General features: G+C 72.0%; 10 protein-coding genes and 5 pseudogenes. 2 read left to right on the top strand and 13 right to left on the bottom strand.

The features are described 5' to 3' along the window. Window positions 1-66: 66 nt before the first annotated feature. The 5 genes and pseudogenes from QUE51_RS06060 to QUE51_RS06080 all read right to left on the bottom strand — a co-directional run. Window positions 67-846, bottom strand: a pseudogene (locus QUE51_RS06060) (metal ABC transporter solute-binding protein, Zn/Mn family); the annotation flags it as partial. A 76-nt stretch (window positions 847-922) separates the two neighbouring features. Next, window positions 923-2,221, bottom strand: a complete 1,299-nt coding sequence (locus QUE51_RS06065; protein WP_286278694.1) for a dihydrolipoamide acetyltransferase family protein — start codon at window positions 2,219-2,221, stop codon at window positions 923-925. A 9-nt stretch (window positions 2,222-2,230) separates the two neighbouring features. Further along, a complete protein-coding gene (locus QUE51_RS06070; RefSeq protein WP_286278695.1) occupies window positions 2,231-3,250 on the bottom strand; it encodes an alpha-ketoacid dehydrogenase subunit beta in 1,020 nt (339 codons plus the stop codon). Beyond that, window positions 3,247-4,335, bottom strand: a complete 1,089-nt coding sequence (locus tag QUE51_RS06075; protein WP_286279279.1) for a thiamine pyrophosphate-dependent dehydrogenase E1 component subunit alpha — start codon at window positions 4,333-4,335, stop codon at window positions 3,247-3,249. The genes QUE51_RS06070 and QUE51_RS06075 overlap by 4 nt, the downstream gene beginning before the upstream one ends. A 103-nt stretch (window positions 4,336-4,438) precedes the next feature. Next, window positions 4,439-5,545: a histidinol-phosphate transaminase gene (locus QUE51_RS06080; protein ID WP_286278696.1), complete on the bottom strand. Its 1,107-nt coding sequence runs from the start codon at window positions 5,543-5,545 to the stop codon at window positions 4,439-4,441. A 49-nt stretch (window positions 5,546-5,594) separates the two neighbouring features. On the opposite strand from QUE51_RS06080, the pseudogene QUE51_RS06085 reads away from it, so the two are divergent. Further along, window positions 5,595-6,007: pseudogene (locus tag QUE51_RS06085) on the top strand (phage holin family protein). Between the two features lie 303 nt (window positions 6,008-6,310). Here QUE51_RS06085 and QUE51_RS06090 read toward each other — a convergent pair. The 3 genes and pseudogenes from QUE51_RS06090 to QUE51_RS06100 all read right to left on the bottom strand — a co-directional run. Beyond that, window positions 6,311-6,787 (bottom strand): annotated as a pseudogene (locus QUE51_RS06090) (alpha/beta hydrolase); the annotation flags it as partial. Beyond that, complete coding sequence (locus tag QUE51_RS06095) at window positions 6,712-7,323, bottom strand: hypothetical protein (RefSeq protein WP_286278697.1); 612 nt, start codon at window positions 7,321-7,323, stop codon at window positions 6,712-6,714. The pseudogene QUE51_RS06090 and the gene QUE51_RS06095, both read right to left, overlap by 76 nt. Then, window positions 7,320-7,529: a hypothetical protein gene (locus QUE51_RS06100; protein WP_286278698.1), complete on the bottom strand. Its 210-nt coding sequence runs from the start codon at window positions 7,527-7,529 to the stop codon at window positions 7,320-7,322. Before QUE51_RS06100 ends, QUE51_RS06095 begins: the two co-directional genes overlap by 4 nt. 98 nt (window positions 7,530-7,627) lie before the next feature. Between QUE51_RS06100 and purB the strand changes: the two are divergent. Next, a pseudogene (gene purB / locus QUE51_RS06105) lies at window positions 7,628-9,057 on the top strand (adenylosuccinate lyase). Window positions 9,058-9,068: 11 nt separating this feature from the next. On the opposite strand, the gene QUE51_RS06110 reads toward purB, so the two are convergent. The 5 genes and pseudogenes from QUE51_RS06110 to QUE51_RS06130 form a co-directional block, all read right to left on the bottom strand. Next, window positions 9,069-9,335, bottom strand: coding sequence for a hypothetical protein (locus tag QUE51_RS06110; protein WP_286278699.1), 267 nt, complete (start codon window positions 9,333-9,335; stop codon window positions 9,069-9,071). Between the two features lie 701 nt (window positions 9,336-10,036). Further along, window positions 10,037-11,399, bottom strand: a pseudogene (gene dnaB / locus QUE51_RS06115) (replicative DNA helicase); the annotation flags it as partial. 369 nt (window positions 11,400-11,768) lie between these two features. Further along, the gene (gene rplI, locus QUE51_RS06120) at window positions 11,769-12,221 is read right to left on the bottom strand and encodes a 50S ribosomal protein L9 (RefSeq protein WP_286278700.1); all 453 of its coding nucleotides are present in this window, start codon (window positions 12,219-12,221) and stop codon (window positions 11,769-11,771) included. Between the two features lie 8 nt (window positions 12,222-12,229). Beyond that, window positions 12,230-12,487, bottom strand: a complete 258-nt coding sequence (rpsR, locus tag QUE51_RS06125; protein WP_286278701.1) for a 30S ribosomal protein S18 — start codon at window positions 12,485-12,487, stop codon at window positions 12,230-12,232. A 50-nt stretch (window positions 12,488-12,537) separates the two neighbouring features. Next, window positions 12,538-13,053 carry a single-stranded DNA-binding protein gene (locus tag QUE51_RS06130; RefSeq protein ID WP_286278702.1) on the bottom strand — a complete coding sequence of 172 codons (516 nt, stop codon included), beginning with the start codon at window positions 13,051-13,053 and terminating at the stop codon, window positions 12,538-12,540.

Consider the following 13,053-nt stretch of genomic DNA (forward strand, 5'->3'; position numbering starts at 1 on the left):
GCGTGGCGGCCACGCTGTCGATGTTCGCGCCCATCCAGGCGAGGTACCCGGCCCCCTCGGCAGCGTCTCGGTGAACTCGACGACCGGCACCCCCGAGGCCTCGGCCGCCTGGCGGATGCGGCCGGTCTGGCCCGTCGCCGTCTGCGGGTTGTCCGCGAGCAGGCTGATCGAGCCCGCGCGGACCGTGTCGAGGACGCCGAGCAGGACGCCCGGGGCGACGTCGGTGCCCTCTTCGACGGATTCGGCCAGGTCGGGCGGCGTGCGGTCCGTGATCCCCATGGCGTCGAGGAGGTACAGCGGGACCGGCTCGGGAGCGAGCACGGTTCTGCCCTCCGCGAGCGGGCGCACCGCGGCCACGCGCGATTCGAGGGCGTCGATCCCGGCGAGGAACACTCCCGCTCGGTCCTCGTACCCTCGGGCGCCCCCGGGATCGAGGCGGGAGAGCTCTGCCGCGAGCCGGGTGGCGAGTGCCGCGGCGGTCCGGAGGTCGTACCAGACGTGCTCGTTGTCGCCGCTGTGCGGAACCAGGTCCACGGCGGTGACGACCACCGCGTCCGGGGCGTCCTTCAGCAGGGGCGTCACGAAGGTGTCGTAGCCGCCGCCGTTCTGCACGACGAGGTCGGCCCGGGACACCGCCAGGAGGTCGCGGCCCGACGCCTCGTACTCGTGCGGGTCCTTCGCCGGACTGTCGAGGAGCGCGCGCACCTCCGCCCTGTCCCCCGCGACGGCACGGGCGATGTCGGCGTAGACGTCGGTCGAGGCCACGACGGAGAGCCGGGAATCGTCCGCCGAGGTGGCGCACCCGCCGAGCAGCAGGGCCGCGGCCAGCAGGACGACGATGCGCATGGTTCCCTCGAGACTGAGCGCGGGCTCTCCGCGTCGCTCGAAGTTAGCCGGTAATGAGAATCGTTGTCAAATACCGTTAGTCGAGCAGCAGCGCGGGCTCCTCGAGCACGCTCGCCACGTCGGCGACGAACCGGCTGGCGACGTCGCCGTCGACGACGCGGTGGTCGAAGCTCGCGCCCACGGTGGTCACGAAGCGGGGGAGGACCTCCCCGTCGACGACCCAGGGGCGCTGCTTGATCGCCCCGAGAGCCACGATCGCCACCTCGCCGGGGTTGAGGATCGGCGTTCCCGTGTCCACCCCGAAGCTGCCGATGTTGGTGATCGTGATCGTGCCGTCGGCCATGTCCGCCGGCTGCGTCTTGCCGTCCCGCGCGGTGAGGGTGAGCTGCTCGAGCGCGGAGGCGAGCTCCAGCAGCGACATCGCCTGGGCCTCCTTCACGTTCGGCACGATCAGGCCGCGCGGGGTCGCCGCGGCGATCCCCAGGTTCACGTAGTGCCGGACGATGATCTCCTGGTCGGTCCACGTGCTGTTGACCGTGGGATTGCGGCGCACCGCCCAGATCATCGCCTTGGCCATGATCAGCAGCGGGGACACCTTGACGCCCGCGAAGTCGGGGGACGCCTTGAGGCGCTTGATGAACTCCATCGTCCGGCTGGCATCGATGTCGACGAAGACGCTCACGTGCGGCGCGGAGAACGCGCTCGTCGTCATGGCGTTGGCGATGGCCTTGCGCACACCCTTGACCGGGATGCGCTCCTCGCGGAGATCCGGCCACTCCGGCGTCTGGATGTTGCGGAAGACGCTCGCCTGCTGGGCCGAGCGGAGGATGTCGTCCCGGGTCGCCTCGCCGCGCTCGCCGGTCGCCGTCACGGTGGAGAGGTCGACGCCGAGCTCCTTGGCGAGCTTGCGGATGGGCGGCTTCGCGAGCACTGATGCGCCGTTGCCGGGCACCGGCGGAGCCTGACGCGGCCGGCGGCCGCTGCGCCGCGTGGCCGCGTGCCCGCCCGTGCCGTAGCCGACGAGCACGCTGCCGGACTCGGGGACGGGCTCCTCGTCGCCCTGGACGACCTGCGCCTCGGGCCCGAGCGCCGCCTGCGCCGGCGTGGAGAGCGGGGCGGTGAGGCGGCTCGGGCCCTCCGCGTTCACCGTGATGATCGCCGTGCCGACCTCGACCGTGTCGCCCTCTGCGACGAGCAGCTCGCCGACCACGCCCGCGTAGGGCGACGGGAGCTCGACGAGCGACTTCGCCGTCTCGATCTCGACGATGACCTGGTTGATCTCGACCTCGTCGCCGGGCGCGACCTTCCAGGAGACGATCTCCGCCTCGGTGAGGCCCTCGCCGACGTCCGGAAGAGTGAACTTCGCCGTGCTCATGCGGTTCTCCTAGTAGTCCAGGGCCCGGTCCACCGCATCCAGGACGCGGTCGGCATCGGGGAGGTAGACGGACTCGAGCTTCGCGGGCGGGAAGGGGGCGTCGAAGCCGGAGACCCGGAGGACCGGCGCCTGCAGCGCGAAGAACGCCCGCTCGGCCACCGTGGCCGCGATCTCCGAGCCGAGGCTCGCGAAGCCGGGCGCCTCCTGCGCGACGATGAGGCGACCGGTCTTCTCCACCGACTTGAGCAGCGGTCCGTAGTCGATGGGGGAGAGCGAGCGGAGGTCGACGACCTCGAGGCTCGTGCCCTCGCGCTGCGCCACCTCGGCCGCCTGCAGCAGGACGCTGACCATGGCGCCGTGGCCGACCAGCGTGGCGTCCGTGCCCCCACGCACCACGCGGGACGTGTGCAGAGGGACGGCGGGAGTCGTGAGATCGACCTCGCCCTTGGGCCAGTACCGGCTCTTGGGCTCGAAGAACATGACCGGATCGTCGGACGCGATCGCCTGCTGGATCATCCAGTAGGCATCGTTCGGCGTGCTGGGGGAGACCAGGCGCAGGCCGGGCGTGTGCGCGAAGTAGGCCTCGGGGCTCTCCTGGTGGTGCTCGACGGCACCGATATGGCCGCCGTAGGGCACCCGGATGACGACCGGGAAGCGGGCCGAGCCCTCGTGCCGCGCCGTGATCTTCGCGAGCTGGCTCGTGATCTGGTCGAAGGCCGGGTAGATGAATCCGTCGAACTGGATCTCGCAGACCGGGCGGTAGCCGCGCATCGCGAGGCCGATCGCCGTGCCGACGATGCCCGACTCCGCGAGCGGAGTGTCGAGCACCCGGTTCTCGCCGAAGCGCGCGGACAGGCCCTCGGTCACCCGGAACACGCCACCGAGGGGGCCGATGTCCTCGCCCATGAGCAGGACCCTGTCGTCCGCGGCGAGCGCCGCCTCCATGCCCTTGTTGAGCGCCTTCGCCATGGTCCAGGTCGTGGTGCCGGCGGTGGTCGCCGGCGCGCTCGCATCCGTCGTCGTGGTCATCGCGCCTCCCCGAAGCCCGCCTCGTACTCCTGCAGCCAGCGCTTCTGCTCGCGCGGCACCGGATGCTCCTCGGCGTATACGTTGTCGAACAGCACGTCGAGACTCGGCGGACCGAGGGCCAGCGTCCGTGCTCGCAGGTCGGCTGCCAGGTCGGCGGCCTCCTGCTCGACCTCTGCGAAGTAGGCCGCATCGGCCAGCGCCTGGGCTTCGAGATGGTGCCGGTAGCGCAGGATCGGGTCCCGGGCCTCCCACGCGGCGAGCTCGTCGGCGCCCCGGTAGCGCGTGGGGTCGTCGGAGGTCGTGTGCGCGCCGAGCCGGTACGTCATCGCCTCGATGAAGCCCGGTCCGCGGCCGGCGCGCGCGTCGTCGAGCTGCTTGGCCGACACGGCGTAGCTCGCCAGCACATCGTTGCCGTCCACGCGGGTGGCGCGCAGACCGAAGCCCGCGGCTCGCCGGACAAGGGGAGTGCGGGACTGCCGGCTGACCGGCACGGAGATGGCCCAGTGGTTGTTCTGCAGGAAGAACACCTGCGGCGTCTGGTAGCTCGCGGCCCAGATGAGCGCCTCGTTGGTGTCGCCCTGCGACGTCGCGCCGTCGCCGAAGTACACGAGCACCGCCTCGTCCTTCTCGGGGTCGTCCTGGCGGACGGCGTCGAGGCCGATCCCCATCGCGTACCCCGTCGCATGCAGCGTCTGCGACCCGATCACGAGGGTGTACAGGTGGAAGTTGCCGTGCTCGGCGGGGATCCAGCCGCCATGCGTGAGGCCGCGCATCGTCCGGATGATGTCGACCGGGTCCACGCCGCGGATCATCGCGACCGCATGCTCGCGGTAAGCCGGGAAGATCGTGTCCTGCGGCCGGGTCGCGTGGCCCGAGCCGACCTGGGCCGCCTCCTGGCCGAGGAGGGGCGGCCAGAGGGCCAGCTGACCCTGCCGCTGCAGGTGTCCGGCCTCCGTGTCGACCCGACGGGCCAGCACCATGTCGCGGTAGAAGCGCCGCAGCAGCTCCTCGTCGAGGCGCTCCACGTACGGCAGGAACTCCTCCGCGGCGGGGTTCGGCTCGAACCGGCCCTCCGGCGAGATCATCTGCACGGAGACGGCATCATCCGCGGATTCGGCCACGCTCACCTTCCGGTTCTGGGGTCTTCATCTCGGGCGGCGGGAACGCGCCCGGCTCCTGCGGGTGTCGCTAATCTATCCGCCGCGCCAGAGAGCCCTCGGGGAGGATGCGCACAATCTCGGCCGCGGCGGTTAGGAGCTTGTCCACCGACTCCTCCTCGCCGATGCTGACGCGGATGCCGTCGCCCGAGAAGGCGCGGGCGCTGAGGCCGGCGGCGTGCAGCAGCTCGGCCGCCTCGTCCGTCGCGGGCCCGAGCGGGAGCCACACGAAGTTCCCCTCGGCGTGCGGAACGCGCAGGCCGCGGTCGGCCAGGCCCTCGGCCACCCGTCCCCGGCGCTCCACGATGGCGTCCACGCGCTCCGCGAGCGCGCTCTCGGCGTCGAGCGCGGCGAGACCCGCCGCTTGCGCGGCGGCGGTCACCGAGAGGGGGATGGCGGCGGCCCGTGCGGCATCGAGGAGGCCGACCGGACCGATCGCGTAGCCGAGCCGCAGCCCCGCCAGGCCCCAGGCCTTGGAGAAGGTCCGCAGCAGCACCAGATTGGGGTGCCGGCCGATCAGGCGGGCCCCGTCCACCGCCTCCGGATCCCGCACGAACTCGACGTAGGCCTCGTCGAGCAGCACCAGCACGTCGCTCGGGACCGCGGCGAGGAACCGGTCGAACTCAGCGGCCGTCACGACGCAGCCGGTTGGATTGTTGGGGGAGCAGACGAGGACGACGCGCGTCCGGTCCGTCACGGCCGCCGCCATCGCCTCGAGGTCGTGCCGCCCGTCGGGAAGCAGGGGCACCGTCCGGCTCGTCGCCCCCGCGACCGTGACGAGGCCGGGGTACGCCTCGAAGGACCGCCAGGCGTAGACCACCTCGTCGCCGGGACCCGCGGCGGCCGCGATGAACTGGGCGAGCAGGGACACCGACCCCGCTCCGACGTGGACCTCGTCCGGCGCGACACCGAACCGCTCCGCGAGGCGCTCCCGGAGCTCGGCCGCGGAGGCGTCCGGGTAGCGGTTCACCTCGTTCGCGCGGGCCACCGCCTCCAGCACGCCCGGAAGCGGCGGGAACGGGTTCTCGTTGGACGAGAGCTTGTAGCCGCCCGAGGCGGCCGGCCGGCCCTGCCGATAGGCGGGCAGCGCGGCGATCTCCGGGCGCAGCCGGACGGGCGGGCGGAGGTCGTCGGTCACGGCGGTCCAGTCTATTTCGCGCCTTGGTGCCGGATGCCATAGTGGTCCGATGCGCAGGTTCCTCGTCACCGTCCTCGGCAACGCGGTCGCGCTCTGGCTGACGACCCTGGTGCTGTCCCTGTTCGGCTCGGGCATCGGCGTCACCCCCTACCGGCAGGACGACCCCGTCGCGTGGGTTCTCACCTACCTGCTGCTCGGACTCCTGTTCGGCGTGGTCAACGGCGTCATCGGCACGGCCATCCGGATCGTCGCGTTCCCCCTCTACATCCTCACGCTGGGTCTGATCTCCCTGATCGTGAACGGCCTGCTCTTCCTCCTGGTGGCCTGGATCAGCGATCTCCTCGGCTTCGGGCTCTCGGTCGACGGGTTCTGGTGGGGGTCCTCGCCGCCCTCGTGATGGCGATCATCAACGGTCTCCTCGGGCTGATCCTCCGTCCGCTGGCGGGCCGGCGGCATCGCTGACCTCCGCCCCCGGACGGCGCGCCAGTCGGTCGCCGCTCCGGCTCCGGCCCCATCGAAGGGCTCGAGCAGAAGGGGGCGCACGGCGCTCACCCGCTCCTCCGCGGTTCCGTCGGCGAGCGCGGCGGTCGCCCGGTACTCCTCCAGCTGGTGTGCTGGCACCGCGAGCGGTGAGTCCGGCACATCCCCGTCGTAGAGCGAGCGGGTGACCGTGACGCGCTCCGGCGCCGCTGCGCGCTGCGGTCCGGCGAGGGCGGGGACCAGGTCCTCGGCGTGCTCGAGCTCGAGCACGGGCACGCCCGCTGGCACCCGGACCGAGGATCCGGGGGAGCCGAGCGTGAGGATTCCGGCCACTCGATAGTTGCCGGACGCCGCCAGGCGGGACGCGACCAGGCCGCCCTGCGAGTAGCCGATCAGCACCACCGGGTCGTCGGGTCCCACTCCTGCCGCCGCGAGCGCGGCGGCCGCGGCCTGCACCGAGCCCGCGGGAGCGCCGCCGACCGCGGCGAGGTTCGACCCGAGATCCCATGGCTCGACGCCGGCCCCCAACCCCAGGTCGATGCTGCCCCCGACGTACACCGCCGCCACGCCGTCGTAGCGCTCGACCCGCACCTGAGGGCCGCCGGGGGTGGGCGGAGGCACCCGGTCCGCAAGATCGGCGAGCGAGCGGGGCGCGCGCACGCGCTGCCGTCCGACCGGAGTGACGCTCACCGGACCGGACGCCACCGCTCGGGCCGCCACGAGCGCCCCGAGGAGAGCGCGGGTGGTGGCTTCCCTGCCCACGAGGCCGGTGGCCCGGTCGTCGGCCGCCTCGGACGCGGGCCAGGGGAGGCGCATGGCGCCGCGGAGACCGTCGTCGGCGACGCCCACGGCCAGCCGCACGGCGGCGACGAGGCGCGGATCGGAGAGCAGGGCTCGCTCCGCCGGCGAGCCGAACCGGTTCCGCCCGGTGGCGAGGAGAACGGCCGTCCCCCTGCCGCGGCGAGGAGGATGGGCGGCGGAACGAGGGCGAGAGCGAGGGGCCCGAGGAACGCGGTCCAGTAGGCGGCCTCGCCCGCCGCCGACTCCGCGGCCCGAGTGAGGCTCAGCTCGGCCGCCGAGTAGCCGTCGAGCGCCGCGGACACGAGGACCGCGATGGTGCGCAGCCGAAGGGCGAGCTCGCCCAGTCGCAGCCGCGCCCCCAATGCGCTCGGCGGGAGATGCGGCGCCACGTCCTCGAGCCGGCCGGCCAGCAGCCGGCAGCGCGCGATCGCCACGAGGAGGTCGTCACCCGCCACGGTGATGCGACCCCCTCCGGACACGACGAGGACATCGCTCACGGGAAGGACCGCGCCTCCGCCTCGAGCAGCGCCGCGAGGTCGCGGACGTCGCTCGCGATGTCCCGGACGGCGCGGGCATAGGCCAGTGCCGCCGGCGAGCGCCACTCCACCTCCGTCAGCGCGTCGACGGCCTCGGCGAGCGCGCGGAGCTCGGCGGCCGCGGACGCGAGCGCTCGCCCCTCTTCGGGTCCGGCCGGCGGGAGCACCCGAGCATCCTGTTCCCTCTCCGCACGCCCGCGCCTCCGGGATGGGAGGTCCGCGTACAGAACCGGCGCGCGACGGCCTGGGGAGGGTCTGCGCCACAATGGCAGTGCGGATCCCGCCGCCCACGGAAACGGAGTCCCATGACGTCCCTCCCCCGCAGCCGCTCAGCCCGCTCGACGGCCGCTACCGGCCTGCCATGGGCGCTCTCTCCGAGCACCTGTCCGAGGCGGGCCTCAACCGGGCGCGGGTGCTGGTCGAGGTGGAGTGGCTCCTGTACCTGACCGACCACCGGATGTTCGGCACGACCCCACTGACGGCCGAGCAGTCAGCCGCCCTGCGGAGCACCGTTGCGGACTTCGGCGCGCCCGAGGTGGATGAGCTGGCGGCGCTCGAGGCGACGACGCGGCACGACGTCAAAGCGGTCGAGTACTTCGTCCGGCGGCGCCTGGACACGCTCGGTCTCTCCGCCATCGCGGAGCTGACCCACTTCGCGGCCACGAGCGAGGACATCAACAACCTCGCCTACGCCATCACGGTGCGCGACGCGGTCAGAGAGGTCTGGCGACCTCGGCTTCTCGCGGTCATCGATGCGCTGCGCACGATGGCGCTCGAGCACCGGTCGGTGCCCATGCTGGCCCGCACGCATGGGCAGCCGGCCACGCCGACGACGATGGGCCGCGAGCTGGCCGTGTTCGTCGCTCGGCTCGACCGCCTGCTCGCGCGGCTGGACGCGACCGAGTACCTCGGCAAGTTCAACGGCGCCACCGGCACCTACGCCGCGCATGTCGCCGCCGACCCCGCCGCCGACTGGCAGCGCGTCTCGCGGGAGTTCGTGACCTCCCTCGGTCTCACCTGGAACCCGCTCACCACCCAGATCGAGTCGCACGACTGGCAGGCGGAGCTCTACGACCTGGTCGTGCACATCGGCCGAGTTGTCCACAACCTGTGCACCGATGTGTGGACGTACATCTCCCTCGGCTACTTCCGGCAGATCCCCGTGGCCGGCGCGACCGGCTCCTCGACCATGCCGCACAAGGTGAACCCCATCCGCTTCGAGAACGCCGAGGCGAACCTCGAGCTGTCAGCAGCCGTGCTCGGGTCCCTGTCGGCCACCCTGGTCACGAGCAGACTCCAGCGGGACCTGACCGACTCCAGCACCCAGCGCAACATCGGCGTCGGATTCGGGCACTCCTCCTCGCGCTCGACAACGTGCTCAGGGGTCTCGGCGAGCTCGAGCTCGACCCGGCGCGCCTGGCCGCGGACCTCGACGGCAACTGGGAGGTGCTGGCCGAGGCCATCCAGACCGTCATCCGCGCCGAGGTCGCCGCCGGTCGCAGCACCCTCGACAACCCCTACGAGCTGCTGAAGGGCCTGACGCGGGGACGCCGGCTGGACGCCGCCGCCCTGCGGGAGTTCATCGCGGGGCTCGACCTGCCGGACGCGGCCAAGGAGCGGCTGTCCGCGCTGACCCCTGCGGGATACATCGGGCTCGCCGACGAGCTGGTCGGCCTCGTGGCCGAGCGCCCCTAGGGCGCGGCGGCTCAGCCGGCCCGCGGCCCGTCGTTCGGCGTCGTCCCGGGCTTCTGCGGGTCGTCACCCTTCGGCGGCAGGTCGGGAGCCACGACGAGCGCGAGCATGGCGAGCACGATGAGCGCCACGATGAAGGCGACTCCGAAGAAGATGACGCCGAGGGTCACGTCGCGCGCGGTGATCAGGACGACGAGGCCTGCGAAGAGGCCGAAGGCCATCGCGAGGCCCAGCAGCTCGGCCGGGCGGAAGCGCTCGGCGCGTGACGGCTTGGTGCTCATGCTCCCCGCACCTCCTCTGTGTCGCCGGCGTTCTGCTTCGTCGGAGCGGACCGGTCCGGCCCCAGCAGGGACAGGGCCGCAATGATCAGGTAGACGGCGACGACGGCACCGTAGGCGCCCGTCAGGCCCACCGTGACGACGGGCGCGCCCGATGCGAGCAGCACTCCGAGGACCAGCAGCAGGGTGGCCGCCCCCACGGCGACATGGTCGCGGGACTGAACGCCCGAGTCCTCGCGGCGGAGGCCGAGCAGGAGCTCCAGGAGTCCGGCGGCGGCACCCGAGAGCGCGATGGTCGGGACGAGCGCGGCATCTGCGGCGCCGGGCGCCACGATGAGCAGTGCGCCGGCAAGGACGCCGGTGGCGATGCCCACCACGCCGGAGGACAGGGTGAGCGCCGTCCCGACCTGCGTGCGCGCGGACCGCGCAGCTGTCGTCGCGAGCAGGAGGCCCTGGAGGCCGACGAAGGCGCCGTAGACGGCGAGTCCCAGCACGGGGGAGTGGTCGGCGTTGAAGGTGACGAGAAGGGCCAGGACACCGGCGAGGATGCCTCGCCCGAGCAGCACGGCCCAGTAGCCGCGCCGCCCCTCATCGCTCTCGCGAGTCACTGCCGCCTCCGTCTGCGGCCACCATCCGGCGGCCCTTCCCACCCTATGCCAAGGGGACCGGGCCGCCGGCCCGGCGGAGCAGCGAGGGTCAGTGGCCGGGGGCAGGTCCACGAAGCGCGAGTAGTGCCCGTGGAAGCCGACGGTGACGGTGCGCGTGGGGCCGTTGCGGTGCTTAGCGACGATCAGGTCGGCCTCACCCGCCCGCGGGCTGTCCTTCTCGTACGCCGCCTCGCGGTGCAGCAGGATCACCATGTCGGCGTCCTGCTCGATCGAGCCCGACTCGCGGAGATCGGAGATGGCGGGCATCTTGTCCGCACGCTGCTCCGCACCGCGGTTCAGCTGCGACAGGGCGATGACGGGGACCTGCAGCTCCTTCGCGAGCAGCTTGAGCGCCCGCGAGAACTCCGACACCTCCTGCTGGCGGCTCTCGACCCGCTTGCCGGAGGTCATCAGCTGCAGGTAGTCGATGACGACGAGCTTGAGCCCGACCTTCTGCTTGAGACGGCGGCACTTGGCGCGGATCTCGACCAGGGTCATGTTGGGGCTGTCGTCGATGTAGAGGGCGCGTCGTTGATGCGCCCTCGCGTCTGCGCCAGCTTCGTCCAGTCGTCGGACTGCAGGGTGCCCTTGCGCATGTGCTGCAGCGGGATGGCGGCCTCGGCCGACATGAGGCGCATCGCGATCTCACTGCGCCCCATCTCGAGAGAGAAGAAGACGGACGGCATGTTGTGCTTCACCGACGCGGCACGGGCGAAGTCGAGCGCGAGCGTCGACTTTCCCATGGCGGGACGGGCCGCGACCACGATCATCTGGCCGGGGTGCAGGCCGTTCGTGAGGTCGTCGAGCTCGCTGAAGCCCGTGGGGACTCCGGTCATCGACCCGTCCCGGCCCTGAGCCGCCTCGATCTCGTCGATCGCCGCGGTCACGGCGTCGGTCAGCGGGACGTAGTCCTCCGCCTCCTTCTCGCGCGTGATCGAGTAGATCTCGGCCTGGGCGTTGTTCACGAGGTCGGTGACCTCGCCTTCGGCGGCGTAGCCCATCTGCACGATGCGGGTGCCCGCGTCGACCAGGCGGCGCAGCACGGCGCGCTCGGCGACGATCTCGGCGTAGAAGCCGGCGTTGGCCGCGGTCGGCACGATGCCGGTCAGGGTGTGCAGATAGTCGGCGCCGCCGGCGCGGGAGAGGTCGCCCGCCTTGGTCAGCTCGTCGGTGACGGTGATGACGTCGGTCGGCTCACCGTGGGCGTAGAGGTTGAGGATCGCATCGAAGATGACCTCGTGCTTCGGCACATAGAAGTCGACGCCCTTGACGGCCTCGAGGACGTCCGCGACGGCGTCCTTGCTGAGCAGCATTCCCCCGAGGGCACTCTGCTCAGCAAGGAGGTCGTGCGGCGGGGTTCGCTCGCCCCGCTTCGCGTCCCCCGGACATCCGGTGCGATTCCCAGATGAGCGATCGACATGTGTTCCTCCCCAACCCTGCCGCGCCCATTCCAGCGTGTACCCCTGACATGGCTGGCATTCCCCCGATGGGCGCGTCCCGACGGTACCTCCGCATCGCCGCAGGGCGGTGTGCACAGAGCTGGGGATAACGTGCGCGAAAGCGGCGCGTCGGTGTGCACAGCCTGTGGGCGGGCGGCGTGTCAGCGTCGCGTTCTGAGCGCCCATCCGGAGCTGATCAGGTGTTCTCTGCGGAGACGAGCGTGTTGGGGATAACTGCCCTCAACCAATGCTCGAAGGTTGACAGGCGCTCCGGGCTGTGTACAACCCTGCGGAAACACGACGACGGCGGCACGGTTTCCCGTGCCGCCGTCGATGTGACGTGGGTGCCGTCAGCGCGCGGCGACCACCGAGAGAGCGATCGTCGCGGCCACGTCGTCACGCAGCCGGACCGTCGCCTCGTGGGAGCCCGTCGCCCGGATCACGGACGGGAGCTCGATCTTGCGCTTGTCGATCTCGCCGAGGCCGGCGGCCGAGACCGCAGCGGCGACGTCCGAGGCCTTGACCGAGCCGAACAGGCGACCGCCCTGGCCCGCCTTGACCTGGAGGGTGACCGGAGCCTGCTCGAGGCGGGCCTTGAGCTGCTGCGCCTCCTCGACAGTGGCGAGCTCGCGCGCGGCGCGGGCCGCCTTGATCGAGTCGATCTGCTTCTCGCCGCCGCGAGTCCACGCGACTGCGAGGCCCGAGGGGATGAGGTAGTTGCGCGCGTAGCCCGGCTTGACGTCGATGACGTCGCCGGGGGCACCGAGGCCGGTGACCTCGTGGGTGAGGATGAGCTTCGACATGGTGCCTCCTAGCGGCCGGACCCGGCGTACGGGAGCAGAGCCATCTCGCGGGCGTTCTTGACGGCCCGCGCGATGAGGCGCTGCTCCTGCACCGAGACACCGGTGATGCGGCGGGCGCGGATCTTGCCGCGCTCCGAGATGAACTTGCGGAGCGTCGCGACGTCCTTGTAGTCGATGACGCCGACGCGGATCGCCTTCGCGGGGGCGGCGGTCTTGCCGCCCTTCACGCGAGGCTTGCGGCTGTCGCCGCGGGCCTTTCCAGCCATGCGGGTTTCCTAACTGTGAGAAGAAGAGAAGAGGGGAGCGACGGCGCCGATCAGAACGGGGTGTCGTCGTCGTAGGAGCCGGGCGTGTTCCACACGTCGCCGCCTCCGCCGCCACCGGCGGCCGCCGGCGCGCTGGGCGCCCACGGCTCGTCCGCGCCGGACGAGACTCCACGTCCGCCGCCGCCGCCTTCACGGCCGCCGCCGGCCGCGCGCGTGACCTGTGCGGTCGCGTAGCGCAGCGAGGGGCCGATCTCGTCGACCTCGAGCTCGATCGCCGTGCGGCGCTCGCCCTCCTTGGTCTCGTACGAGCGCTGCTTGAGGCGCCCGGTCGCGATGACGCGGGAGCCCTTCGTCAGCGAGCCGGCGACGTGCTCGGCGAAGTCGCGCCAGACGGACGCGCGGAGGAACAGGGCCTCGCCGTCCTTCCAGTCGTTCGCCTGGCGGTCGAAGGTGCGCGGCGTCGACGCGATGGTGAAGTTGGCGACAGCCAGTCCACCCTGCGTGTACCGGAGCTCCGGGTCGGCGGTGAGGTTGCCGACCACCGTGATGATGGTCTCGCCGGCCAC

The organism is Naasia aerilata, assembly GCF_030296595.1.
Classification (GTDB): domain Bacteria; phylum Actinomycetota; class Actinomycetes; order Actinomycetales; family Microbacteriaceae; genus Naasia; species Naasia aerilata.

Bases quoted from the DNA above. Each gene is read 5' to 3' on its own strand.
- QUE51_RS06065 (WP_286278694.1), bottom strand. From the start codon at position 2,221: ATGAGCACGGCGAAGTTCACTCTTCCGGACGTCGGCGAGGGCCTCACC.
- QUE51_RS06075 (WP_286279279.1), bottom strand. From the start codon at position 4,335: ATGATCTCGCCGGAGGGCCGGTTCGAGCCGAACCCCGCCGCGGAGGAG.
- rplI (WP_286278700.1), bottom strand. From the start codon at position 12,221: ATGTCGAAGCTCATCCTCACCCACGAGGTCACCGGCCTCGGTGCCCCC.
- QUE51_RS06110 (WP_286278699.1), bottom strand. From the start codon at position 9,335: ATGAGCACCAAGCCGTCACGCGCCGAGCGCTTCCGCCCGGCCGAGCTG.
- rpsR (WP_286278701.1), bottom strand. From the start codon at position 12,487: ATGGCTGGAAAGGCCCGCGGCGACAGCCGCAAGCCTCGCGTGAAGGGC.
- QUE51_RS06070 (WP_286278695.1), bottom strand. From the start codon at position 3,250: ATGACCACGACGACGGATGCGAGCGCGCCGGCGACCACCGCCGGCACC.